The sequence below is a fragment of the Frondihabitans australicus genome, from assembly GCF_003634555.1.
Lineage (GTDB): Bacteria > Actinomycetota > Actinomycetes > Actinomycetales > Microbacteriaceae > Frondihabitans > Frondihabitans australicus.
Window position 1 is genome coordinate 420,865 of sequence record NZ_RBKS01000001.1, and the last position, 24,162, is coordinate 445,026.

Genomic DNA, 24,162 nt, shown 5'->3' on the forward strand with positions numbered 1-24,162 from the left:
GCCGGAGCCCCGACCGCGGTCAAACGATCACGTCTGGTCGTGACGCAATCGGTCACGAGCAGTCATGCTTCGTCACGAACCCCGCCCTCTTTGCGAGGGCGCGGGAGTCGACCGATCTGGCACAGCTGAGCAGGCTCGGAGCACGATGGGGCGCATGACAGACATCGTTCAGGACTGGCTCGACAGGTACCTCGTCGCGTGGAAGTCGAACGCCGAGGCCGACATCCGCGCGTTGTTCACGGATGACGCCACCTACTCCGGCAGCCCGCTCGATCCCGAGCCCTGGGTCGGCGCGGATGCCATCGTCGCCGGCTGGGTGCAGTACCACGACGATCCAGGAACGTGGACCTTCGAAGGCGCTCCGCTCGTGACGGACGGCACGGTCGCGGTCGTTCAAGGCCGTACCGACTATTCGAACGGTCACACCTGGGCGAACCTCTGGGTGCTGCGGCTCGCGCCCGACGGGCGGGCGACGTCCTTCGTCGAGTGGGCCATCCGGCCGGGGCCGGTCGACCGCGGCTGAGATGGGGCCGTCAGCATCAGTATCCCCAGGATCTTGAGTGACAATCTGATCGCGGTCGCACCCGGATTCACCACTCTGGTTAGTCGGTCTGCCAGGGCTCAGGTGTCGTACTCCTCGCCGTCCCACGGCTCGTAGTAGGCGATGAAGTCGCCGGGCTGCACCGTGATCGAGACCACGCCGTCGAAGGCGGTCGGAACGAACCCGAACGTGACGTCGCGCACCTGCTCGGAGAAGGGCTCGACCTCGATCGGCTCGAGAACGTAGTCGCCGAGCGCGAGAAGCATCTCGTCGAGAACGCCCTCGGATTGCGTCGGCAGGCCTTGGGCGGGTGGAGCTCCGTCAGGCCTCTCGGCGTCTCTCACGTCGATGGAGTCGAAGCTGCCATCGGCGGTCCAGAAGAAGACGGCGACGAACGACCTGCTCCCGTCGAGGCTCGACTCGAACAGCTCGTCACTGGCGAAGAAGCGGCGGCCGTCGCCTGTCGTGCCGGCGAACGGCACGTGGTAGTCGTCGGGGACGATCGTGAAGCGAGCGGGAGTGCCGTCGGGAAACCTGGTTCGCTCTGCTGCCATAGGAGCACCCTATTCCGACCCGAGGGCACGCCCTGCGGCGACGGTCCACGCCGGATCAGGCCGTGACCTCGTAGACGAGCCGCGCGAACCGGCCGTGCGCCTCGGCCGACTTCAGGTGCAGGCGATCGGTCCCGAGGCGTCGCGGCAGCAGCGGCGCCCCGCCGGCGAGCGTCACCGGCGCCACGGTCAGCCGGATCTCGTCGAGCGCGCCGATGTCGGCGAACTGGCCGGCGAGGTCGCCGCCGCCCACGACCCAGACGTCGGCGTCGCCCGCAGCCTCGCGGATCGCCGCCAGGTGATCCGCGACGGGACCCGAGACGAACCGCACGTCGGCCCTCTCCGGCACGGGAAGCCGACGCGAGGTGAAGACGAACGTGGGCTTGTCGCCGTAGAACTCCTGCCACCGCGCAGGCTCGTCGAGCAGGTTCTCATGGTCGAGCACCCACTCGTAGGTCGTCGAGCCTTCGACGAGCACGCCGGCTCCGACCGGCACGAGACCGTCGTCGGGCAGGCCTTCGAGGTCGACCTCGAACAGCCACGCCAGCGAGTTCTCCTCGTCGGCCAGAAAGCCGTTCAGCGTGGTCGCCGTGTCGAACAGAATGCGTCCCATGCCCCGAGACTATGCGGGGCCAAGGGCCGAGGGGCGAGCTAGCCCGCGGCGAGACGCTCGAACGCGAGCCCGATCTCGTCATCGACGATCTGCACGCTGGTGCGCGTGCGCGTCTCGGGTCGCGCGAGGGAGTCGATGTGCCGGCCCAGGTGGGGATGGCTCAAAGGGCGCAGGACGATGTCGGTCGCGCCCGGCGGCAGCCCCATGTAACGGGGCATGAGCGCGATCGATCCGCTCGCCGCGACGATGTCCGCGGCGACCCTGAAGTCGTTCACGCGGTGGGCGACGGAGGGCGCGCTGCCGCTGATTCCCGTGATCGTCTGGAGCGCGTGGGCCAGGGGGAAGCCGTCGTGGACGGCCACCCAGACCTCGTCGTCCAGGTCGCCCGGCTCGATCGACGTGTGCGACGCCAAGCGGTGGTCGCGCCTCACGGCGATGTCGAGCGGTTCGATGAGGAGCGGCCGGACGCTCAGGGAGCGGGGCCACGGTGGGCTGCCGTCCAGACGATGTGCGATCACGAGATCGTGTTCGGCGGTGAGGCGAGGGAACTCCTCCTGAGCGACGTCGAAGTCGCTCAGCGAGACCGCCGGAAGAGCGGGACCGTCGAGAGCCCTCAGCAACGCGCCGAACATCGCCGATCCTGCACTGTGGAACGCGGCGACGGCGACGTGACCGGTCCGGGCCGTGCGATGCTCCTCCACCGCCTGAGTGGCGCGAGCCAAGGCCACCTCGACGTCCACGGCCGCTTCCGCGAGGGCGCGCCCCGCATCGGTGAGAACCGTCCGCCGGCCCATCCGCTGGGTCAGGGGAAGAGTCGACTGCCTCTGCAGGGCGGCGATCTGCTGAGACACCGACGACGGCGTCACGCGGAGCAGGGCGGCTACGGCGGCGATGCTGCCGCGATCGCCGAGCTCGCGAAGTGCCCGGAGCTGCGCTAGTTCCATAAGTTGAATCTAATGCGTTGCATCACAACTCAGTAGCTTGTCCTGTCGGAATGCGAGCAGGATCCTGACTGCATGGCTTCTCTCGTCTCCCGCTCTCGGGTCGACCTCCTCCTGCTCGTCGTCGCCGTGTCGTGGGGATCGACCTACCTCGTGGCGAAGGAGCTGCTCTCGGCCGACGCTGTCGTCGCGCTCCTCGCCGTCCGCCTGTCGCTGGCGGGGATCCTCCTGTGCTTCGTGACGCTGATCCGCGGCCGTGGTCCCGACCTGGGGGAGATCGGGCGAGGCTCCGTGTTGGGTCTCGTGCTGGCGACCGTCTTCGCGTTCGAGACGTTCGGGATCCTCCACACGTCCGCCACGAACGCGGGGGTCCTGATCAGCCTCACGATCGTCTTCACGCCCGCCCTCGATGCCGTCGTGTCGCGGCGCCTCCTGCCTCCCCGGTTTCTCGCCGCAGCCGGCCTGGCGGTCGTCGGAGTCGTGCTCCTCTCCGGCGGCGGCCTCCGTGGCCTGAGCCTGGGCGACGGACTGATCCTCGTCGCGGCAGTCGTCCGAGCGGTGCACGTGACCCTGACGCACCGCATGACCGCGCACCGGACCGTCGACTCCGTGAGCATGACCGCCATCCAGCTGCTCACGTGCGGAATCGTGTTCTCGCTCGCCTCGGTGTTCTTCGGCGTCTCGCTTCCGCACTTCGTCGGGGGCCTCGGGCTTCGGCAGATCGTGCTGCTGGGATACCTCGTTCTCCTCTGCACGGTGTTCGCATTCCTCGTGCAGACGTGGGCCGTGCGGCGGACCTCGCCGTCGCGGGTCAGTCTGCTGCTCGGCACGGAGCCGGTGTGGGCGGCCGTCATCGGGATCGTCATCGCGCACGATCGCGTCGGCGTTGCCGGATATCTCGGCATCGCGCTGATCCTGCTCGGAGCCCTGTGGGGTCGTCGGGTCGAGGGCAGCTCGGGCGACGGAACAGCGCGGTCTGCCCGTGGTCGTCGGGGAGCGGGAGGGACGACCACGACCCCGTCCTTGGTACCCGAATCGCGAGGCGCCGGCAGCTCAGCGGTGCAGCACGCCCGGCTCGACGTACATCGCGGGCACGGGCTCTGTCACGGAGACTTCGCCGAGTGCGTCGTCGATCGCGGCGAGTGTGGCCGCGTCCAGAGCGGTGCCGGCGGCTGATGCGTTCGCGTGAACCTGCTCCGGTCGCGAGGCACCGGTGATGACCGCTGCGACCTCGGAGCGCCGGAGGGCCCAGGCGAGGGCGAGCTGCGCCAGGGTGATACCGAGACCGTCTGCGATCGGCACGAGGCGCTGCACCGCCTCGAGCACGCCGGGCCGCAGCACGAGGTCGAAGAAGCGCGCCTGCTCGGGATCCGCCGCGCGGGAACCCTCTGGGAACGGCTCGCCCGGCAGGTACTTGCCGGTCAGGATTCCCTGCGCCAGCGGCGACCACACGACCTGGGAGACGCCGATGCCCGATGACAGGTCGAAGATGCGGGCTTCAGGAGCACGCCACAGCATCGAGTACTGAGGTTGCGACGCGACGAAGAGCTCGGGCCCGGCCAGCTCGATCGCCGCCTCGATCTGCTCGGGCAGCCATTCGCTGAAGCCGATGTGGCGGGCCTTGCCTTGGTCGACGACGCGCTGGAACGCCTCGATCGTCTCTTCGATCGGCACGTGCGTGTCGAACCGGTGCGCGTAGTAGAGGTCGACGTGGTCGGTCTGCAGCCGCTCGAGCGACGCGTCGATCTGCTTCGCGATCTGCGCGCCGGAGAGCCCGGAGTCGGTGTCGCTCATGGGGCCCCAGACCTTCGTGGCGAGCACGTACGAGTCGCGCGGGTGCGTCGAGAGGATCTCGCCCCACGCGCGTTCGGCCTCGCCGCGGCCGTACATGTTGGCGGTGTCGAAGAAGGTGATGCCGGCGTCGAACGCCGCCTCGGTGCAGGCTCGGGTGGTGTCGAAGCCGACCCCGCCCGCGAAGGTGACCCACGAGCCGAGGGCGATCTCCGAGACCCTGAGGTCCGAGCTGCCGATCTGTCGGTACTGCATGAACGACTCCTTCCGTCGTTGTGCGTTCGTGCCCGTTCCACGCTAGGAGCCGGTCGCCGAGCCGTCGTCACCGCGTCGAAGCGCACCCCGACAGGGTGAGGCTCCGACCTGCGAGCACGAGGCGGCCGACGTACGATTTCGGGCGTGGACGACTCCGGCAACCCTCTCGGCGCTTTCCTCCGCGCCCGGCGCGGACTCGTCGAGCCGTCGGACCACGGCATCCGAGACGGCGGTCGGCGGCGGGTGCCGGGCCTGCGGCGCGAGGAGCTCGCGTTCCTGGCCGGGGTGAGCGCGCCCTACTACGCGCGGCTCGAACAGGGGCGCGACCGTTCGCCGTCGCCCGGGGTGCTCGACGCGATCGCCGCCGTGCTCGGGCTCGACGCCGAGGCCGTCACGCACCTGCATCGACTCGCGGCACCCGCGAAGGCGGTCCGCGTCGACGCCGCGGCCATCCGCCGTGACGGACGATCGCCCGTCGAGGCGTCCGCGCGCCCGCGATCGACGCGGACGGCTGCCGTGTCGCCCCTCGTGCGCCGCATGATCGACGACCTGCACGGGCACGCGGCTCTCGTCGTCGGCCGCTACCGGGACGTGCTCGCCGCGAACGAGGTCGCGACCGCGCTCAATCCCGCCTTCAGCGCCGGACGCAACCTCGTGCGCGACACATTCCTCGACCCTGCGGCTCGAAGTCTCTACACCGACTGGCGGGCCGTCGCCGTGGGGGCGGTCGCGGGCCTGCGCGCCTCGGCCGGCCAGCGGCCCGACGATCCTGCCCTGCAGGAGCTCGTGGGCGAGCTCAGCGTGCACAGCCAGGATTTCCGCACGTTCTGGGCGCGTCACGACGTGCACGCGAAGACCCGGGGGAGCAAGCGCTTCCAGCATCCTGCGGTGGGAGGCCTCGACCTCGATTACCAGACGTTCGACGTGAACGGCGCCGACGGGCAGGTGCTCCACGTCTTCTCGGCGGAGCCCGGGACCTCGTCGGCCGACGGTCTCGCGCTGCTCGCGCTGACCACCGTGCGGCACGCCGGCTAGTTCGACCCGACATCCGCTCGACGACAGGTGTCGTCGCGCCGATCGGAACCGCTCGCGCGCCTTGCGGTCGCCGTCACGTCGCGTCTCAGTGACGTCGATCATTCTCCGGAGTCGGTCGGGCGCAGTCGAGGGGCCCGGAGACCATGCCTCCGGGCCCCTCGGCGTGAGGCCTACGCGTCGATCAGGACGGCGTTCTCGACAGCGTCGTGGGGAGCGTCGAGCGCGTGCCCCTCGGTGTCGAGGCTCGGCAGCAGACGGTCGAGCCAGGCCGGCAGCCACCACGCTGCCCGGCCGACCAGCGAGAGCAGAGCAGGCATGATGATCATCCGCACCAGGAAGGCGTCGGCGAGCACCCCGACCAGCAGGCCGAAGGCGGTCTCGGCGGCGAAGGTCATCGTGCTCGACGCGAAGCCTCCGAAGACGAAGCCCATGATCAGCGCCGCGGCGATGATGACCGGCCCCGACTTGCGGAAGCCCGCGACGATCGCCTCCTTCGGCGGCAGCCCGGACACGTACTCCTCGCGGATCCGCGACACCATGAACACCTGGTAGTCCATCGCGAGGCCGAAGAGCACTCCGACGAGGATGATCGGCAGGAGGCTCGTGAGCGGGTCGCCCTGCGGTGCCTGGATGATGCCGCCGAGCCAGCCCCACTGGAACACCGCGGTGAGCCCGCCGAACGCCGCGCCGAGCGAGAGCAGGTAGCCGGCCGTGGCGAACAGCGGCACGAGCAGTGACCGGAACATCACGATCATGAGCAGGAACGACAGGATCACGATCACCGCGACGTATTCGATCAGCGCCTGATTCATCAGGGCTGTGGTGTCGACGCCGATCGCCGTCTCACCCGTCACCGACAGCGTCACTCCCGAGATGCTCGACGCGTCGGCGCGGATGGCTCTCACGAGGTCGGTCGTGCTGGTGTCGATGGGCGAGCCGTCCGGGATCACCGTGATCAGCGCCGCGTCTCCCGACGCGTCGATCTGGGCCGGGACCACCGACTCGACGTCGTCGAGCCCTGTGAGCTTCGCATCGACGGCCTTCGCGTGATCCTGCATGTCGTCGCCCTGGGCGAGCACGATCAACGGCGACTGGACGCCCCCGAACTTGTCGACGATCAGGTCGTAGGCGGCGCGCTCGGTCGACGACGGGTCGCTGCCGCCGGGGATGTTCGCGACGGTCTTCATGCTGAAGAACGGCACCGCGATCACGGCCAGGACCACGACGGCCCCCAGGAGCATGGGCAGCGGCCGGTAGGCGACGTTGCGGCCCCAACCGCCGATGAACGTCCGCTTCGTGCGCACCGTCTCGACGAGCCGGCCGTCGAGCAGCTTCTTCCGGTCTTTCCGCGAGAGGGCCTTGATACCGAGCGACTTCATGAGCACGGGCAGCAGCGTCAGCGAGATGAGCACGGCCATGGCCACGGCGAAGGCGCCCGCGAATCCCATGTCCTGGATGCTCCCGATGCGGGTGATGACGAGGCCGACCAGGGCGATGATCACGGTGAGGCCCGCGAAGACCACCGCCGTGCCGGCGGTTCCGGTAGCACGGGCGACCGCGTCTTCGACCTTTCGGCCCGCTCGGAGCTCCGCGCGGAACCGGGTCAGGATGAACAGCGAGTAGTCGATGCCGACCGCCAGCCCGAGCATGCCCGGCAGCGTGATCGCCGTCGAGTCGAGCGAATGGAACGCCGACCAGGCGACGACGCCCACCGTGCCGATTCCCACGCCGACGATCGCGACGAGCATGTTGGCGCCGGCGGCGATCAGCGAGCCGAAGGTGATGAACAGCACCAGGAAGGCCACCAGGATCCCGATGATCTCGCCGGCGCCGAACGTCGAGTATGCCGGCGCGACGAGCTCGTCGCCGACCTCGATGCGCACGCTCTGGTCGTGCGCCGTGGCGAAGCTGTCGACACGATCGGAGACCGTCTGCGCGTTCGCCGTCGTGAGCCCTTCGAACGTCAGCGTCGAGACGACGGTCGTGCCGTCTTTCGAGACGTAGGGGCTGGTCGTGCTGTAGGGGTCGCTGGCCGACTTCACGTGCGGCAGGCTCTCGGCCTTCGTGAGGATCGACTCGATCTCGGCCTTGGTGGCGGGGTCGGTCGCCTTCGCGGATCCGCGCGCCTCGATGACGAGCTGCAGGGTGTTCGAGACCGAAGACGAGCCCGACGAGCTCGACGAGCCGCCGGTCGAGGGGAACTTCTCCTGCACCGTCTTCAGGGCGGTCGACGAACTCGTGGCGGGCATGCTCGTCGATCCGCCGTTCAGGTCGGCGCCGGAGGCCGAGATCACGATGAAGACTGCGAAGACGGCGAGCCAGGCGCCGATGATGAGGAGCCGGTGCCGGGCGCTGAAGCGCCCGATCGCGGCGAGAACTGTGGGCATGGCGAGACTCCAGAAGAGGAAGAGGGGTGAGATGCCGCTACTGCGTCGGGGCGGCTGATGACCCTCTAAGACTCCCGAGAACGGGGCTGCCGGTCGTCGTCGTTATCGACCGCCCTCTCTACTCCAGATGAAGTAGTCGGTGGCTCTCAGGCGAGTCCGGCGCGGTAGGCGAGCGCGACCAGCTGGGCACGGTCTCGGGCTCCGACCTTGGCCATCGCGCGACTCGCATGCGTCTTCACCGTGAACGGCGACACGAACAGCTCGGCGGCGATCGTGTCGTTGTCGCGGCCCGTGGCGATGGCGATCACGACGTCGCGCTCGCGCGCGGTGAGTGCCGAGAAGCGCTCGGCGAGCTCCTGGTCGACGACGACCGCGGGCTGCTCGGTCACGTGACCGATCACCGCGGCCGAGGCTGCCGGAGAGAGCGTGCCTCCGCCCGCGACCACCTCGAGCAGGCCTTCGGCGAGTGCAGCCGGGCCCACGCCCTTGCCGAGAAAGCCGTTCGCCCCGGCGCGCAGCGCGGCGAGCACCGTCGAATCCTGCTCGAAGGTGGTGAGCACGACGATCTTCAACTCCGTCGCCGCGTGCGTCTCGCGGAGCCGCCGGGTCGTCTCGACGCCGTCGATGCCCGGCATGCGGACGTCCATCAGCACGAGGTCGACTCCGCGATCCTGCGCCCCATCGCGCCCGGCCTTCTGCACGAAGGCCAACGCCTCGAAGCCGTCGGCGACGTCGCCGACCACCTCGAACGACTCGTGGGCCTCCAGGATCGTGCGGAGCCCCAGCCGGATCATCTCCTGGTCGTCGACCAGCAGCACCCGGATCACCCGGACACCCCCGTCGCCGGCAGGACGGCGGTCACGCGAAAGGCCCCGTCGCTCTCGACGACGTCGAGGGTGCCGCCGACCGACGCCACGCGCTCGCGCATGCCGAGCAGGCCGTAGCCCGACCCGGGCCCGTCCGACGCCGCTGCTACCGCGTTCGAGACCTCGATCAGCACGCTGTCGTCGTGCAGCACCATGGTGACCTCGGCGAGACCCGTTCCGTAGCGATGCGCGTTCGTGAGGGCCTCCTGCGCCACCCGGTAGGCGATCAGGGCGGCACCAGGATCGACGGAACTTCCGCCGCGGTCGACGTCGACCTCGCCCTCGACCCGCAGCCCGATCTCTTCGAACGAGTCGATGAGCGCCGGGATCGCCGCGAGATCGGGGGCCGGTGCCAGCGCGCCGCCCTCTGCATCGACCGACTCGTCGGCCCGCAGCAGCGCGAGGGTCTGCTGTGTCTCGGCGAGCACCGTCTGTACCGCCTGCCGGGCCGCTCGCAGCGATCGCTCCACCGCGACGGCGTCTGCACCGGCCGACACCTCGACGGCCCCGAGATGCATGCTGATCACGGCCACGTTGTGCCCGATGATGTCGTGCAGGTCGCGGGCGATGCGCAGACGCTCCTCGGCGGCCCGCCGCTCGGCCTCGATGGCTCCGCGCGCAACGGCGTCCTCGGCGCGGATCTCGAGCGATCGCAGGTATTGGCGCTGCAGGCGGAACGCGGCTCCTGAGGCCCCACCCGCCACGGGCGCGAAGATGCCCGCGATCGAATCGGTCTCGAGCGGGTTCACCGCGTGCAGGATCGCCGACACCGTGAACAGCACGACCATCGCCGCGGCCCCGACCACCACGCCCCGCACCGGCGGGAAGCCGCGCGACGTGATGCCGAAGAGGGTGAAAGCGACGACGCTGTACTCGACGATCGGATCCCAGGAGCCGAGGAGAGCGACCGCGACTCCGGCGAGTGCCATCAGCAGGCCGACCCAGGCGAAGCGACGCGACGCCACCGCGCCGGCCACGCTCAGCGCGATGCCGACGAACACGATCGGCTCGGCGCCCAGCTGGAAGACCCGGAACACGTCGATCGCCAGGGCGAGGAGGCTCACGCCGATCGCGACGTCTTGCTGGCGGTTCGCCGCGGGTGCCCAGAACGGCCGTTCAGGCAGGGCCTCGTCGGCGTGGGCGGTGCTCATGCCACGAGTCTGTCGCACGGGTGGCGCTTCCGCGTACTGCAGATGGAGTAGGCGCGCTGAGGCCGACCCCACCCCAGGGGTATAGACAGGGTCGATGGGCGCACCGGTGTCGTTCGCCGTCCAGACGAATCAGGCGGACGAGGCGGCAGAGGCGATCCGGGAGGGCTTCGGCTACCGGGTGGCCATTTCGGCGGGCGAGCTCTCGTACCGCCAGAGCGTCCTCGTCGGCGACGACGTCGCCTCCGCCCAGCTGCACCTCGGGGCGCACCTGAAGCTCGACCTCGCGCCGACCGACGAGCTCATGTTCGTCCAGCTGCTCTCGGGCACGTACCGCTACGACCCGTGGGGCGTCGAACGCGAGCTCGGAGCCGGGGCGTCCTTCCTGATGCCGCCCGGGCAGCAGATGAGCTTCGAGATCGATCACGCCGACGCGGCCACCTGCGCCTTCTCGGCGCGGACGTTCGCCGACATCGCCCGCGACGTGTTCGACCTCGACGACTTCACGCTCACCGAGGGCGTTTTCGCGCCGGGGGACCCCGCGAAGAACTGGCTGTGGCACCGGGCCGCCGACACCTACCGTGCCAGCACTCTCGGCGATCCTGCCGTCTACGACAGCGATCTCCTGGTGGCGGAGTCGACGAGGCAGCTCGTCGTCAGCGCGATCGTGACCTTCGGTCTGTTCGAGGTGCCCGAGCGGACCGCCGACGGCAGCGCGGCCGTGCGACGAGCCATGCTCTACGCCGACGAGAGGCTCCGGTCTCCTCTGACCGTCGAAGACCTCGCGTCGGCCGCTCGGCTGTCGTCGCGCGGGCTCACGCTGGCGTTCCAGCGCGAACGCGGACAGACGCCGATGCAGTACGTGCGCGACGGCCGCCTGGCGGGAGCCCGTGCCGACCTGATCGCGGCGGATCCGACGCGCGGTGAGACGGTCACGACGATCGCCGGCTCCTGGGGCTTCAGCAACGCCGGGCGCTTCGCCGCCCGCTACGCCGAGGTCTACGGCGAGTCTCCGCGCGCGACGCTGGCGGGCTGAGACGTGACGAAGGGCGGAGGGTGGTGAGTCCTCCGCCCTTGCCTCTCAGGATCCTGATCCCTCCTCCTGAGGCCCGACAATCCTGTCAGTCCTCGATCGTGATATCGAGCCATCATCAGGCCTTTTTTCGACGCGGGGTGGAATTTGGACGGTTCCTCACACGTCTCGTCCGCCGCCGGTCGGCCCGGGCTTCCGGATTCGTCTCGACCGTGCCGTCGGCGTCTCGTGCTCGCGAGCCGGCCCTGCTAGACCGCCGCGACCACGAGCTCCTCGCGCACGATCTCGGCACCGGCGCTCAGGGCGCTGAGCTTCGCCAGCGAGAGGTCGCGGTTGAAGGGCGCCATGCCGCAGTTCGTGCTCGGGATCAGCTTGTCGGCGTCGACGAACCGGAGGGCGCGACGAAGCGTGTCGGCGACCTCCTCCGGCGTCTCGACCTCGTCGTTCGCGACGTCGATCGCGCCGAGCATGACCTTCTTGCCGCGGATCAGCTCGATGAGGTCCATCGGCACGTGCGAGTGGTGGCTCTCGAGCGACACGGTGTCGATGATCGAGCGCTGGAGCATCGGAAAAGACGTCTCGTACTGACGCCACTCCGCCCCGAGAGTCGCCTTCCAATCGGTGTTCGCCTTGATGCCGTAGCCGTAGCAGATGTGCACGACGGTCTCGGCGCGCAGGCCCTCTGCGGCCCGCTCGAGCGCGGCCACGCCCCAGTCCTGCACCTCGTCGTGGAAGACGTTGAACGCCGGCTCGTCGAACTGGATGATGTCGACGCCCGCCGCCTCGAGGTCCCTCGCCTCCTGGTTCAGGATGGTGGCGAACTCCCACGCCAGCTTCTCGCGGCTCTTGTAGTGCCGGTCGTAGAGCGTGTCGATCATGGTCATCGGGCCGGGCAGGGCCCACTTGATCGGCTGGTCGGTCTGCTGCCGGAGGAACCTCGCATCGTCGACGAAGACGGCCTTCTCGCGACCGACGGCGCCGACGACGGTCGGCACGCTTGCGTCGTAGCGGTCTCGGATCCTGACGGTCTCGCGCTGCTCGAAGTCGACGCCGCTCAGGTGCTCGATGAACGTCGTCACGAAGTGCTGTCGGGTCTGCTCGCCGTCGCTGACGATGTCGATGCCGCGGGTGCGCTGCTCGTGGACGGCGATGCGAAGGGCGTCCTGCTTGCCCTCGACCAGGGCGTCGCCCTCGAGCTTCCACGGGGCCCACAGGGTCTCCGGCTCGGCGAGCCAGGTCGGCTTCGGCAGGCTGCCGACGATCGAGGTGGGAAGAAGGGCGCTCATGCTCGGGTGGTCTCCTGCGGTCATCGGGTGGGAACGGCGTAGTCGGCGGCCCAGGTGGCCAGCACCTCGCGGTGCGGGTTCACGAAGTGCTCCTCGGTGAACCGGCCCTGCGTGAGCGCGAGGCGGTTGCGCTCCTCGCGGTCGTAGGCGACCTGGGTCCGCGAGAAGTCCTGCGAGGTGAGACTCGGGCGGTAGACGTTCGCGGCGGCCGAGTTGGCGTTGTAGATCTCGGGCCGGTAGATCTTCTGGAACGTCTCCATCGTCGCGATCGTGCCGATGAGCTGCAGATTCGTGTAGTCGCCCAGGAGGTCGCCCGAGAAGTAGAAGGCGAGCGGCGCCACCGCGCCGGGCGGCATGAAGTAGCGGACCTGCAGGCCCATGCGGCCGAAGTAGGAGTCGGTGAGCGACGGATCGCCCTGCTCGTACTCGACGCCGAGGATCGGGTGGGCGTTCGCGGTGCGGTGGTAGGTGCGGCTCGTCGACACGCTGATGCAGATGACGGGGGTCATCGGGTAGCGATCGCGGTAGGCGTCCGAGGCGAGGAAGTGCTGGAACAGCTTGCCGTGGAGGTCGCCGAAGTCGTCGGGCACGGCCGGGGCGCCCGCGCCCTCGGCGAGGGACGGCAGGAGCACGCTGAAGTCGAAGTCGCGCACGTACGACGAGAAGTTGTTGCCGACGATGCCCTGGTGGCGCCGGCCGGTGAGGTGGTCGACGATGCCGACGTCGAGCACCTCGAGCAGCGGGAACTCCTGGTCGGCGCCCTCGGCCTCGAACTGGAGGGTGACGGAGACGATGTCGAGCTCGACCCGGTAGCGGTCGCCGTCGGGGTTGTCCCAGTGGGCGAGGTCGTTGAAACGACGGTCGATCATGGTCAGCGCGTTGCGGAGGTTCTCCTGGCGGCGCTCGCCTCGGGCGAGGTTCGCGAAGTTCGTCGTCGCCCGTGAGCTCTCGGAGGGCGTGTAGCCGTCGTCGAAGCGGGTGGTGGAGATCCTGAACGTGAATTCGTTCGCCATGTGCGGCCAATCCGGTCGAGCAGCGGCCGGGATGGCCCTGGTGTGTCGGTGAATCCATGGTGCAGGAGCGGCGGGGTCATCGGGTAATTCGAACCGACTATGTTCTCCTATAGTCTTTGCCTATGGCACGGCAGGCGAGCGGAATCACCCTCCAGCAGCTCCAGTACTTCATCGAGGTCGCGGCGGAGGGCTCGATCAGCGCGGCCGCCGACCTGCTCTACGTGGCGCAGCCCACGATGTCCGCCGCGATGAAAGACCTCGAGACGCGCGTCGGCCGCTCCCTCTTGGTCCGCTCGGCCCGCGGCGTCACGCTGACGACCGACGGTGTCGAGTTCCTCGGCTACGCCCGGCAGGTCGTCGAGCAGGCCGCCCTGCTCGAGCAGCGCTACCTCGGCAGGCCGCCGTCACGCCGCCTCCTCGGCGTGTCGGCGCAGCACTACTCGTTCGCCGTCGACGCGTTCGTCCGCATGGTGAGGGCCAGCGGTGCGGCCGAGTACGAGTTCTCCCTCCGCGAGACGCGGACGTGGGAGATCATCGAGGATGTCCGCACCCTCCGCAGCGAGGTGGGCATCCTCTACCGGAACGACTTCAACGGCCGGGTCATCGACAAGCTGCTCCGCGACTCCGGCCTCGTCTTCCACCCCCTGTTCGTCGCCGACCCGCACATCTTCATCTCCCGGAAGAACCCCCTGGCGGCGCAGGAGCGCGCGACACTCGCCGACCTCGCCGACCTGCCGCGCCTCACCTTCGACCAGGGTGACAACAACTCGTTCTACTTCGCAGAGGAGATCCTCTCGACGCTGTCGAGTCGGCGCGAGATCCGCGTCTCCGACCGCGCGACGATCTTCAACCTCATGATCGGCCTCGACGGCTACACGATCTCGACCGGCATCATCAGCGACGACCTCGACCCCGAGATCGTCGCGATCCCGCTGGACGTCGACGAGCGCATCGAGATCGGCTGGATCGGGCACTCCGCGATCCCGCTGACCGAGCAAGCGCTCCGCTACCTCGACGAGGTCCGCGCCGTCGTCACCGGGTTCGGTGTGGAGCTGCTCGGCTGAGTCGATTCTGCGGGTGCGCCGAGCGGGCTGCGACACCTGTCGAGAAGTGCTCATGGGTCACGAAGTGGTAACGGCGCGAGAAAATCCAAACCCCGGGGCGAGCGGTAGCGAAGACCTGACATCGGGCAAACGCCTATCGGACATTCACCGAATGCCCAACTCGCATCCACCAAGGGATAAGCAAATGCGTAAGATTTCTAAAGCCGGCATCAGCTTCGTCGCAGCCGGTCTCCTCGTCGCCGGCGCCGCCGGTGTCGGGGTCAGCCAGGCCAACGCCTCCTCCGCCCACCTCACCGCCGCATCGTCGAAGATCCCGGCCCCCGCAGCAGCCGTCCCCGCCCTCAAGGGCGGCATGACCGGCGTCGCCCTCGACAGCAACTTCCTCGCGGCCCTCAAGAGCCTCGGCCTCACCCCGAGCACCTACGGCTCCGCCAAGCTCAACGGCAGCGACATCACCTTCCCGATCACCGGCGGCTCGGTCGTCTACTGGTCGCCGAAGTCGCACTACCGCCCCTACGTGCAGGGCATCATCGAGCACGACGGCTCGGGCCTCAATCTGACGGCCGGCTCGACGACGGTCACGCTGTCGAACTTCACCATCAACCCCGGCAACTCGATCCTGTACGGCGACGTCTCCGTCAACGGCAAGGTCGCGGTCACGCAGGCCGACCTCTTCAACCTGTACGGCGGCACCCTCAAGCCGCTGCAGCTGCAGGGCGATGACGCCATCCTGACCGGCACGACGGTCCACGTCTCGGCCGACGCCGCCAAGCTCCTGGACTCCACGTTCAAGACCACGGCCGTGAAGAGCCAGCTCCTCGTGGGCGTCGCCACCATCACGGCTCAGATCAAGTAGTCGTCCGTCTCCGACGAGACGTTCTGCCCGAAGGCCCCCGCACTGCACGGTGCGGGGGCCTTTCGCGTGCTCAGGAGCCGGTCAGCCGCCGGCGAAGGGCGGCATGACGTCGACGGCGGCGACGCCTTCGAGCGAGGTCGCGAGGTCGCGGGTCGTGACGCCGTCGACGAGGTAGGAGCACCGGCTCCTGAGGTCCTCCCAGCGGTCGAGCTTCGAGCCGGCCAGGCCCGCGGTGACCTCGCTGAGCGCATCGCCCAGCGTGCTCGCGTCGACCTCGGCCTCGGAGCGGCCGACCGCCGCACGCGCTGCGGCGAAGAATCGCATCGTCGTCACGTCAGCCGCCGATCGCGCTCATGCCGCGAAGCGTCGGAAGGATGTCGACGTCGTCGGAGCCGTGGTCCCGCGGCTTCTTCAGCATCGCGTCGCGCCAGAGACGCGCGAGCTCGCCGTCGGTCGCGCCGGCCCTCAGGGCCGTGAGGAGATCCGTCTCGTCGTCGGAGAAGAGGCAGGTGCGCACGTGGCCGTCCGCGGTGAGCCGCGTGCGCGTGCAGTCGCCGCAGAACGACTCGGTGATGCTCGCGATGATCCCGATCGATCCCAGGATCTCGCCCGAGTGCGCCCGGACGACGTATCGCTCGGCCGGAGCGCCGTCCCGGGGCCCGCGAGCGGTCTCGAGGACGAACGCGGTGCCGAGCAGCGCCCTGATCTCGGACGCCGTGATCATCTCCTCGCGCTTCCAGACGTGATCGGGATCGAGCGGCATCTGCTCGATGAAGCGCAGCTCGATGTCGCGCTCGAGGCACCAGCGGAGGAGGTCGACCGCCAGGGCATCGTTGACGCCGCGGAGGAGCACGGCGTTCACCTTCACGCCCAGGCCGGCGTCCTGCGCCGCCCGGATGCCCTCGATCACGCGACTGAGGAACGGCCGGCGGGTGACGAGGGCGAAGGCCTCGGGATCGACCGTGTCGAGGGAGACGTTGACCCTCTCCAGCCCGGCCGCGCGAAGGGCTTCGGCGCGCGTCGCGAGGCCGATAGCGTTCGTCGTCAAAGAGATCTCGGTGAGGCCCGAGCAGCGGGCCACGACGTCGACGAGGTCGCGGCGGAGCAGGGGCTCGCCCCCGGTGAACCTCACCTTGCGGACGCCGAGCGACCGCACGGCGAGTTCCACGAGGCGCACGATCTCATCGGCGCTCATGATCGACTCGTCGGGTGTGACCGGCAGGCCCGCCGCGGGCATGCAGTAGGTGCAGCGGAGGTTGCAGCGTTCCGTCAGCGAGACCCGCAGATCGACCGCGGTTCGTCCATGACGATCGTCGAGGCCCATGGCCGGAAGGGTGATCACGGGTCGACCCTACGTCAGCCGCCTGCACGTCGTGCGGGGCCGAACGCGGCATCGGCGAGGCGCTGACCGACGAGCAGTCGTCCGAGCCTCCGCCACTCGTCCCGCGGCGTCCGGATGACCGTGACGACGATGATGAGCACGATCGCCACGCCGAGGGTCTCCCGGTAGAGGTGGACCGACGCGTGCAGCTGCCGGATCGTCATCGCGAGCCCGATGCCGAGCCACTCCCAGCGCTCGGACAGCACGACGAACGGGATCAGGAGCAGCACGTACCAGGGGTACCGAGGTGTGAGGACGAGGAAGACGGTGCCGATGAGGAACACCTCGCCGCTCCACGGCCTCGTGGAGTCCGTGAGCCGCACCGTGATCGCCAGTGCCACCAGGCCCAGGACACCGACCGCGATCGTCGCTGCATGGCCGTGGAAGAGGAGGGACACCAGCGCGTACCGGGTGCCGTCGTCGTAGCCCTCCTCCTTCAGATACCCGGGGAGGTAGCCGACGACCTTGGCTCCCGTCGTGACGATGTAGGGCACGTACAGCAGCCCGAATGTGACGACGCCCGCTGCGACGCCCGCCCAGGTGCGGCGACGGCCCAGGAGCGGACCGTACACGACGGCGGGGATGAGCTTGACCGCGGTGGCCGCGCCGAGGGCGATCCCGCCGAGGATCGGCCTGCGCAGCGTCAGGAGCAGGGCCCCGGTCGTGGCGAGGGCGGCGCCGAGCACGTCGACGTGCGAGTTCGTCACGGCTTCGGCGGCGACGAGGGGGCACCAGGCCCAGAGGACCGCCCACGCGGCAGGACGGCCCGACCGGCGGAGCACGACGAGCAGACCGAGGGTGACGCCGAGCGAGACAAGCAGCCCGGCGACCTGCATCGGCCAGTAGGTCGCGGTCACCGGGACGACCGAACGGACCAGCGCGAACCACAGCTCGGCCATCGGCGGATAGATCGTGTTGTCGTGCGGTCGGTTGATGGCGGTGCACAGGAGCGCGTGAGTCGTCGTCTCATGGGTGGTCATGATCCGCTGGCCGACGCAGTGCGCGGCTCCGCCCGCGTCCGACGGAGTCGGGAAGAGCCACTCCGGTCGGAGGTGCGTCAGGACGTGCGAGGCGGGCACATGTGCATAAGGTGAAAGTCCGTGCAACTGGACGATGCCGTCCCACGCGTATCGTGCGGAGTCGGTGCTCGTGTTCGGGGGGCCGCAGATCGCGGCCAGACCGACCACGAGGGCTCCTGCCACGATCAGCACCTCCGCCGATCGGCGTGACACGAATCGGAGGGTGAACGCCGCCACCGCGAAGATCGCCCAAGCGATCAGCGTCCACGCAACGAACACATCACGACGAACGACGGAGAGGAAGCCGAGATGGGTGACACCCCACCAGACGACGGCTCCGAGGGCGACCACGAGCAGCGAGGTCACGGCGACCGGGATCCTGCTTCTACGGTCGGCCATGGTGCGTCGAGGCTATCCCACCCCGGCTCCACACTCGGCACGATGAGGCGCCGGGTCGACGCGGGGCTCGGCGGCGTCCTCGGCGAGGCACGACACTCGCTGCGGTCGTCGAACCGGAACGCGCGCTCCGCCGTGGTCTTCGGCCGACTGCTCGGACTCGCGTTCGTGATCTGCTTCGCGACGGGCCTCTACAGCCACTTCCTGCAGGATCCGCTGCCCTGGATGCGGTTCCCGACGCATCCCGCACAGCTCTACCAGTTCACGCAGGGGCTGCACATCACCGCCGGCATCGCGATCATCCCGCTCCTGTTCGCGAAGCTCAACACGGTCATGCCGTCGCTGCTCAAGTACCCGCCGGTCACCGGGGTGCTCCACCTTCTCGAGCGGGCGTCCATCGCCGTGTTCGTGTCGGGAGCGCTCGTGCAGGTCTTCACCGGCCTGGTGAACACGTATCAGTGGTATCCGTGGCCGTTCCCCTTCCGGCAGACCCACTACGCGCTGTCGTTCGTGCTTATCGGCTCACTCGCCATCCACATCGGCGTCAAACTGCGGATCATCGTGCGGTACTGGCGCGCGCGTGACTCCTACGACTCCGAGGGGCGCTTCGTCCCGGACGCCACCGTGGGCAGTGAGCTCCTGCCCGATGGCGAGGCCGTCGCACCCCTTCCGCAGCACTTGCCCGGTCGACGCTTCGTCGGCCGCATCGAGCGCTGGATCGACGGTGCGGACACGCGGGCAGGGGCAGGGGTTCCCGGACCGTCGCCGGAGAAGCAGGCGGCGTCCGTCGCTCCTGCGCCCCGTGACCCGGCCGCCCGGGAGCGGCTGGCACGGCGAGGCTTCTTCGCCTCCGTCGGAACGGCCGTCGCGGGCGTCATCGTGCTCACCGGCGGGCAGTCGTTCGGCCTGCTCCGGCCGTTCAACGTCTTCGCCCCGAGGCTGCGGGGCCTCGGCCCGAACTCGCTGCCCGTGAACCGCTCGGCGAAGGCGGCGGGAGTGCTCGAGACAGCCGTCGACCCCGACTGGGGCCTGACCCTCGCGGGGAAGGGCATCCGCAAGAGCTTCTCGCGCGCCGACCTGCGCGCGATGGGTCTCGTCCAGGTCGACCTCCCCATCTCGTGCGTCGAGGGCTGGAGCCAGATGGCCACCTGGCGGGGGATCCGGATGCGAGACCTCGTCGCTCTCGTCGGCGCGCCCCCGGACTCGAAGCTCAAGGTGACGAGCCTCGAGAAGCACGGCGGCTACCGGATCATGGAGATGGGGCCCGAGTACACGCAGGACCCCACCACCCTGGTCGCCCTCGAGCTGAACGGCGCCGACCTCGACATCGAGCACGGTTTCCCGGCTCGTGTCATCGCTCCCGGGCGACCCGGCGTCCTCCAGACCAAGTGGATCTCCAGCATCGAGGTGATCGCGTGACCTCCGTCGCCATCGACCGCAGGGTCCGAATCGCTCGCGTCGTGCTGGTTCTCGTCGGCGTCCTCGTCATCGCCCTGGGCGCCTACACGATGGTGACCACGCTGAAGCCGAACCGGATCTGGGGGCTGGTCACGTGGCTGATCGCCGCGGTGATCCTCCACGACGCGATCCTGTCGCCCTTCGTGGTCGTCGTCGGCGTGCTCCTGCGCCGGGCGGGGCGCAGCGTCCACGCGGTCGCGCTCGTCGTGGCGCAGATCGCCATCGTCGTCGCGGCCGTGCTCCTGTCGACGGTCCTTCCGGAGATCGACGCCAAGCACCACGTGCAGCGCAATCCAACTGTCGTGCCGTTCGACTACGTGGCACGCCTCGCCGTCGTCGAGGCCGTGCTCGTCGTCATCGTCGTCGCGGCGCTCGTCGTCGGCTCACGTCGGCGCACGCACAGGGTCGCGGCGGACGCCGTGACCGACTGACGTTCAGGGGTCGTCGCCCCGCTAGCGCGACACGAGGCGCGTGAACGACCTCGTGCCCGTGGCCCAGGCCGAGTGGACTCGGAAGCCTGCCGCGGTCGCGTAGTCGGCGAGCGGACCCTGCCCGGTGGCGGCCCAGGGGAACCTCGCGCTGCTGCGGCCGTCGTGGTCGGTGACCGTCGCGAAGAATCGGCGGTCGGCACCGTGATCGGGGTTCGTCTCGACGATGACCGATCCGCCCTCTCGGACGATCTCGCGCGATCGCGCGAGCAGGCGGGCGGGGTCGCCGCCGATGCCGATGTTGCCGTCGATGAGGAACGCGGTGTCCCAGTGGCCCTCGTCGGGCACGGCGTCGAACACGGAGCCGAGCAGGACGTCCATGCCGGATTGCCGAGCGACACGCACGGCCTCGGCGGAGAGATCGACGCCGAGGGCGGGAAGCCCGAGCGATCGGGCGGCCACGAGCATGCGGCCGGGGCCGCAGCCGAGGTCGATCACGGGCCCGTCGACATCGGAGAACAGCGCGAGGTCGACCTCGTCGGCGGCCGCGCTCCAGCGCCCGACGTCGAACTCCTCGACGTCGTCGGGTCGATCGTCGGCACGGAGGATCAGCATGCCGTCGCTCCGGAGCGCGCTGGCGTACGGTTCGTCGCCACCGCCGCCGAACGTCGGCTCGATGTCGTCGCCGCGCCTCCCGGTCGTGGACATCAGAGCCTCCCGGCCGGGGTGAGCAGCTCGAGGCGCTCGAGTTCGGCGTCGAGGACGTAGGCGAACCGGGTATCGGGCGCGAGGCGGCCCACCTCCGTGGCGTCGTCGATCTCGTCGACGTCGCGGAGCGTGCCCAGGATCGAGACACGGAGCCCGTTCGACCGCAGGCGCTCCAGCTGGACCTCGCCGGTGCGCGGATGCGACATCGGGACCCCTCGGAGCATCGCGCCGTCCGGCCGGCGGAGCCAGAGGCCCCAGAACCCGCCGTCCTCGGCAGGACCGAACCAGGCGTCGACGTCGTCTCGGGCGGCGAACACCGGGGCCAGGAGCTCGGTCGAGAGCTGCGGTGTGTCCATGCCCACGAGGAGGGTCGGCTCGTCCATCGTGTCGAACATGGCGGCGAGGCGCTCGTCGAGTCCGCCCGTCACCTGCGGCAGCACGTCGAAGTCGTCGGAGTCCGGAGGGAGCACGTCGCCGTCGTAGAGCAGGACGCGTCGCGAGGCCGGGAGCCGGCGGACCAGCCGCATGGTGTCATGAAGACTCGCGGCGGCGACGCGAGCGGCTGCCTGGTCGCCGATGGTCCGGGCCAGTCTGGTCTTCACGCGGCCGGGCAGACACTCCTTGGCGACGATGACGACCGCCGTCACCGCCGGACCCCCTCGGTGAGACGGGCGGACGTCGCTCCGGTGGCGGCGCCCAGGAGGTCGGACTCCACGTCGTAGGCGCGGAGCAGCCGGCTCATGTCGGCGATCGCCGTCACGGTGCCGCGGATGGTGCCGGTCACCTTGCTCGCGCCGACCCGCGGGGCGTAGTCGATGTCGGACTCGTCGACCCGCAGTCCGGCGCGCCGAGAAGCGAGGACCATCTCGAGCGGGTAGCCGCTGCGCCTGTCCTCGAGTTCGAGCCCGAGGAGGTCCGCCCGTCGCATCACGCGAAGCGGACCGAGATCCGTCAGCCGGTACCCGGTCGCACGACGGAGGAGGAAGGCGAGGGCGCGATTGGCCAGGCGGGCGTGCAGCGACCAGGCGCCGGCGGACACGGGACGTCGTCGCCCCAACGCCAGGTCGACCTCGCCCCGGGCGACCCGCTCGACCAGCGGCACGAGGTCACGCGGGTCCATCGAGTCGTCCGCGTCGCAGAAGGCGATGAACTCGGCCGTGGACGCGGCCACACCGGCTGCGCACGCCGACCCGAACCCGCGGATCGGCTCGGAGACCACCGTGGCGCCCAGGGAGCGCGCGATGTCCGCCGAGCCGTCGGTCGAGCCGTTGTCGACCACGATCGCGCGGTACCCCTCCGGGAGTCGGGACAGGACCGAGGGGAGTGCTCGGGCCTCGTTGAGACACGGGAGCACGACGTCGACGTTCATACAGATCATTCGTTGCGGAGGCGTTCAGGGACGGGATTCCGGCCGAACTGGGGGAGCGCACAGCGGAATCGGACGCACGGCCTCACAGGACGGCCGGACGGAGGGGAGCGGTGCGCATCTCGTGCATCCCCTCGAGGAACCCCACACGGGCCGACCAGCCGAGCTCGTCCGCGATCCTGCGACTCGACGCCGTCACGTGACGGACGTCGCCGAGGCGGAACTCGCCCGTCACCACCGGAGTCGGCCCGTCGGGGCCCGCGAGCGCCGACGCCATCTCGCCGATGGTGTGGACGTGCCCCGAGCCGACGTTGTAGGCCCGGAACGAGTCGTCGCGCGCGGTCTCGGTCGCAGCGATCGACGCCAGGTTCGCCTCGGCGACGTCGGTCACGTGGACGAAGTCGCGGCGTTGGCCGCCGTCTTCGAAGACACGTGGAGCCTCGCCCCGCGCGAGGGCGGAACGGAAGATGGAGGCGACTCCGGCGTAGGGCGTGTTCGCGGGCATCCCGGGGCCGTAGACGTTGTGATACCGAAGGGCGATGGCGCGGCCGCCGGTGGAACGCGCCCAGGCCGCTGAGAGGTGCTCCTGCGCGACCTTGGTCTGCGCGTAGACGTTGCGCGGGTCGAGGCGCGCGTCTTCGGAGACGAAGTCGGGCACGAGCGGCGTGCCGTCGTCGTCGAGCGGTTCGAACAGGCCCGCTTCGAGGTCCTGGCGGCGGCGCGGGGGTGCTGCGGCAGGAGCCCCGGAGGCCGTCCGGTAGGCCCCCTCGCCGTAGACCACCATCGACGACGCGACGACGAGCCGACCCACGTCGAGCCGCTCCATCGCCGCGAGGAGGGTGGCGGTGCCGAGGTCGTTCGTCGACACGTAGTCGGGTGAGTCCTGGAAGTCGACGCCGAGGCCGACCTTCGCCGCCTGGTGGCAGACGACGTCGATGGAGTCGAGTGCCTCCTCGAGTGCAGCGGCGTCGCGGACGTCTCCGTGCAGTATCCGCACGCCGTCGGGCAGATGATCGGCGGCCGAGCGCTGGTGGACGTCGGGCCGGAACGAGTCGAGCACGCGTACTTCGTGACCCGCGCCGAGGGCCGCGCGAACGATCGCTGAGCCGATGAACCCGGCCCCGCCCGTGACGAGGAGCCGGCTCATCGGGCTCCGACCGGCATCGCCAGGACGCGAGCCGAGGCCTCGCGCGGCACGAGCTCACGGCCGACGAAGTCGTCGGGGACACGGGCGATCGTCGATTCGATCACGGCCACGATGGTCCGGTTCGCCGCCGCCAGCCGTTCCATCACGATCTCCTGCGACACGGCCTCGTCGTCGTTCTCGAGACCGGCGTCGGCGTCGGTCACGTACGAGACGTTGACGGTGCCGATGCCGAGCTCCGCCGCGAGGGGCACCTCCGGGGTCATCGTCATGTTCACCGTGTGGCCGCCCGCGGACCGGTACCAGCGGGACTCCGCCCGGGTCGAGAAGCGAGGCCCCTGGATCACGACGCACGTGCCCGTCGGTCGCGCCGGCACGCCCAGGTCCGCCAGGGCGGCGATCGCCGCCTGTCGCAGCCGTGGGTCGAACGGATCGGCGAACCCCAGGTGCTGGATCTCGCCGCCGTCGAAGAAGGTGTCGGCCCGGCCCCACGTGCGGTCGATGAGCTGGTCGGTCACCACGAATGTGCCCGGACCGTAGTCGGGATGGAGGCCCCCGACGGCGCTGGACGAGAGGATGGCGGTGACGCCGAGCGAGCCGAGCGCCCAGACGTTGGCCCGATGGTTGATCCGGTGCGGTGCCAGCGAGTGCTCTCGGCCGTGGCGCGTGAGGAAGGCGACGGGGCGCCCGGCCATCGTTCCTATGGTGATCGGGCTCGACGTGGCGCCGAACGGGGTCTCCGGATCGACTTCCACGGCGTCGCCGTCGAACAGCGAGTAGAGCCCGGACCCTCCGATGACGCCGATGGCGATCTTGCCGGATACAGCGCTCTGGTGATCCACGGTGCCCCTCGTCTCCGGCAGGAACCGGACCTCGATGTCG

The 24,162-nt window shown here is 69.7% G+C and carries 24 protein-coding genes and 1 pseudogene; 8 read left to right on the top strand and 17 right to left on the bottom strand.

Annotation, left to right across the window (positions count from 1 at the left end):
- Positions 1-154: 154 nt before the first annotated feature.
- Positions 155-523: a nuclear transport factor 2 family protein gene (locus C8E83_RS01930; protein WP_121368177.1), complete on the top strand. Its 369-nt coding sequence runs from the start codon at positions 155-157 to the stop codon at positions 521-523.
- 98 nt (positions 524-621) lie between these two features.
- On the opposite strand, the gene C8E83_RS01935 is transcribed toward C8E83_RS01930, so the two are convergent.
- From C8E83_RS01935 to C8E83_RS01945, 3 genes are read right to left on the bottom strand one after another with little or no spacing between them, the layout of a single operon-like run.
- Entirely contained in the window at positions 622-1,095 is a 474-nt protein-coding gene (locus C8E83_RS01935; protein WP_121368178.1) for a hypothetical protein, read from the bottom strand.
- A gap of 55 nt (positions 1,096-1,150) precedes the next feature.
- Positions 1,151-1,705, bottom strand: a complete 555-nt coding sequence (locus tag C8E83_RS01940; protein WP_121368179.1) for a dihydrofolate reductase family protein — start codon at positions 1,703-1,705, stop codon at positions 1,151-1,153.
- A gap of 38 nt (positions 1,706-1,743) precedes the next feature.
- Entirely contained in the window at positions 1,744-2,649 is a 906-nt protein-coding gene (locus C8E83_RS01945) for a LysR family transcriptional regulator (RefSeq protein WP_121368180.1), read from the bottom strand.
- Between the two features lie 72 nt (positions 2,650-2,721).
- On the opposite strand from C8E83_RS01945, the pseudogene C8E83_RS01950 reads away from it, so the two are divergent.
- Positions 2,722-3,564, top strand: a pseudogene (locus C8E83_RS01950) (DMT family transporter); the annotation flags it as partial.
- 135 nt (positions 3,565-3,699) lie between these two features.
- Here C8E83_RS01950 and C8E83_RS19795 read toward each other — a convergent pair.
- A complete protein-coding gene (locus tag C8E83_RS19795) occupies positions 3,700-4,692 on the bottom strand; it encodes an aldo/keto reductase (RefSeq protein WP_121368182.1) in 993 nt (330 codons plus the stop codon).
- Between the two features lie 144 nt (positions 4,693-4,836).
- On the opposite strand from C8E83_RS19795, the gene C8E83_RS01960 reads away from it, so the two are divergent.
- Positions 4,837-5,727 (top strand): helix-turn-helix domain-containing protein, encoded by an 891-nt coding sequence (locus C8E83_RS01960; protein ID WP_170159813.1) that lies wholly within the window; start codon positions 4,837-4,839, stop codon positions 5,725-5,727.
- A gap of 170 nt (positions 5,728-5,897) precedes the next feature.
- Here the strand turns inward: C8E83_RS01960 and C8E83_RS01965 are convergent, their stop codons facing one another.
- The 3 genes from C8E83_RS01965 to C8E83_RS01975 form a co-directional block, all read right to left on the bottom strand.
- The gene (locus C8E83_RS01965) at positions 5,898-8,114 is read right to left on the bottom strand and encodes an MMPL family transporter (protein ID WP_121368184.1); all 2,217 of its coding nucleotides are present in this window, start codon (positions 8,112-8,114) and stop codon (positions 5,898-5,900) included.
- Positions 8,115-8,260: 146 nt separating this feature from the next.
- Positions 8,261-8,941 (bottom strand): response regulator transcription factor, encoded by a 681-nt coding sequence (locus C8E83_RS01970; protein WP_121368185.1) that lies wholly within the window; start codon positions 8,939-8,941, stop codon positions 8,261-8,263.
- On the bottom strand, positions 8,938-10,131 hold the full coding sequence (locus C8E83_RS01975) for a sensor histidine kinase (RefSeq protein ID WP_121368186.1): 1,194 nt from the start codon (positions 10,129-10,131) through the stop codon (positions 8,938-8,940). The genes C8E83_RS01970 and C8E83_RS01975 overlap by 4 nt, the downstream gene beginning before the upstream one ends.
- Positions 10,132-10,225: 94 nt before the next feature.
- On the opposite strand from C8E83_RS01975, the gene C8E83_RS01980 reads away from it, so the two are divergent.
- Positions 10,226-11,164 (top strand): helix-turn-helix transcriptional regulator, encoded by a 939-nt coding sequence (locus C8E83_RS01980; protein WP_121368187.1) that lies wholly within the window; start codon positions 10,226-10,228, stop codon positions 11,162-11,164.
- Between the two features lie 245 nt (positions 11,165-11,409).
- On the opposite strand, the gene C8E83_RS01985 is transcribed toward C8E83_RS01980, so the two are convergent.
- A complete protein-coding gene (locus C8E83_RS01985; protein WP_121368188.1) occupies positions 11,410-12,447 on the bottom strand; it encodes a methionine synthase in 1,038 nt (345 codons plus the stop codon).
- A 20-nt stretch (positions 12,448-12,467) separates the two neighbouring features.
- Entirely contained in the window at positions 12,468-13,460 is a 993-nt protein-coding gene (locus tag C8E83_RS01990; protein WP_121368189.1) for a DUF1852 domain-containing protein, read from the bottom strand.
- A 122-nt stretch (positions 13,461-13,582) separates the two neighbouring features.
- On the opposite strand from C8E83_RS01990, the gene C8E83_RS01995 reads away from it, so the two are divergent.
- Together C8E83_RS01995 and C8E83_RS02000 are read left to right on the top strand one after the other, a co-directional pair.
- Positions 13,583-14,524, top strand: a complete 942-nt coding sequence (locus C8E83_RS01995) for a LysR family transcriptional regulator (protein WP_121368190.1) — start codon at positions 13,583-13,585, stop codon at positions 14,522-14,524.
- 184 nt (positions 14,525-14,708) lie between these two features.
- Positions 14,709-15,380, top strand: coding sequence for a hypothetical protein (locus tag C8E83_RS02000; protein ID WP_121368191.1), 672 nt, complete (start codon positions 14,709-14,711; stop codon positions 15,378-15,380).
- An 81-nt stretch (positions 15,381-15,461) separates the two neighbouring features.
- Here the strand turns inward: C8E83_RS02000 and C8E83_RS02005 are convergent, their stop codons facing one another.
- The 3 genes from C8E83_RS02005 to C8E83_RS02015 are packed head-to-tail and all read right to left on the bottom strand — an operon-like array spanning position 15,462 to position 18,179.
- Complete coding sequence (locus C8E83_RS02005; protein WP_121371686.1) at positions 15,462-15,704, bottom strand: MoaD/ThiS family protein; 243 nt, start codon at positions 15,702-15,704, stop codon at positions 15,462-15,464.
- 10 nt (positions 15,705-15,714) lie between these two features.
- Complete coding sequence (gene moaA / locus C8E83_RS02010) at positions 15,715-16,704, bottom strand: GTP 3',8-cyclase MoaA (RefSeq protein WP_121371687.1); 990 nt, start codon at positions 16,702-16,704, stop codon at positions 15,715-15,717.
- Between the two features lie 32 nt (positions 16,705-16,736).
- Positions 16,737-18,179 carry a glycosyltransferase family 87 protein gene (locus C8E83_RS02015; protein WP_121368192.1) on the bottom strand — a complete coding sequence of 481 codons (1,443 nt, stop codon included), beginning with the start codon at positions 18,177-18,179 and terminating at the stop codon, positions 16,737-16,739.
- A gap of 42 nt (positions 18,180-18,221) precedes the next feature.
- Here C8E83_RS02015 and C8E83_RS02020 point away from each other — a divergent pair, with 42 nt between their 5' ends.
- Together C8E83_RS02020 and C8E83_RS02025 are read left to right on the top strand one after the other, a co-directional pair.
- The gene (locus C8E83_RS02020) at positions 18,222-19,595 is read left to right on the top strand and encodes a molybdopterin-dependent oxidoreductase (RefSeq protein WP_121368193.1); all 1,374 of its coding nucleotides are present in this window, start codon (positions 18,222-18,224) and stop codon (positions 19,593-19,595) included.
- Complete coding sequence (locus C8E83_RS02025; RefSeq protein WP_121368194.1) at positions 19,592-20,065, top strand: hypothetical protein; 474 nt, start codon at positions 19,592-19,594, stop codon at positions 20,063-20,065. The genes C8E83_RS02020 and C8E83_RS02025 overlap by 4 nt, the downstream gene beginning before the upstream one ends.
- 21 nt (positions 20,066-20,086) lie before the next feature.
- On the opposite strand, the gene C8E83_RS02030 is transcribed toward C8E83_RS02025, so the two are convergent.
- From C8E83_RS02030 to C8E83_RS02050, 5 genes are all read right to left on the bottom strand, one after another.
- Positions 20,087-20,770 (bottom strand): class I SAM-dependent methyltransferase, encoded by a 684-nt coding sequence (locus C8E83_RS02030; RefSeq protein ID WP_121368195.1) that lies wholly within the window; start codon positions 20,768-20,770, stop codon positions 20,087-20,089.
- Positions 20,770-21,417: a TIGR04282 family arsenosugar biosynthesis glycosyltransferase gene (locus tag C8E83_RS02035; RefSeq protein WP_121368196.1), complete on the bottom strand. Its 648-nt coding sequence runs from the start codon at positions 21,415-21,417 to the stop codon at positions 20,770-20,772. Before C8E83_RS02035 ends, C8E83_RS02030 begins: the two co-directional genes overlap by 1 nt.
- Positions 21,414-22,139 (bottom strand): glycosyltransferase family 2 protein, encoded by a 726-nt coding sequence (locus C8E83_RS02040; protein WP_342768894.1) that lies wholly within the window; start codon positions 22,137-22,139, stop codon positions 21,414-21,416. The genes C8E83_RS02035 and C8E83_RS02040 overlap by 4 nt, the downstream gene beginning before the upstream one ends.
- An 82-nt stretch (positions 22,140-22,221) precedes the next feature.
- Positions 22,222-23,283: an NAD-dependent epimerase/dehydratase family protein gene (locus C8E83_RS02045; protein WP_121368198.1), complete on the bottom strand. Its 1,062-nt coding sequence runs from the start codon at positions 23,281-23,283 to the stop codon at positions 22,222-22,224.
- Complete coding sequence (locus tag C8E83_RS02050) at positions 23,280-24,122, bottom strand: MTAP family purine nucleoside phosphorylase (protein ID WP_121368199.1); 843 nt, start codon at positions 24,120-24,122, stop codon at positions 23,280-23,282. Before C8E83_RS02050 ends, C8E83_RS02045 begins: the two co-directional genes overlap by 4 nt.
- Positions 24,123-24,162 lie beyond the last annotated feature (40 nt).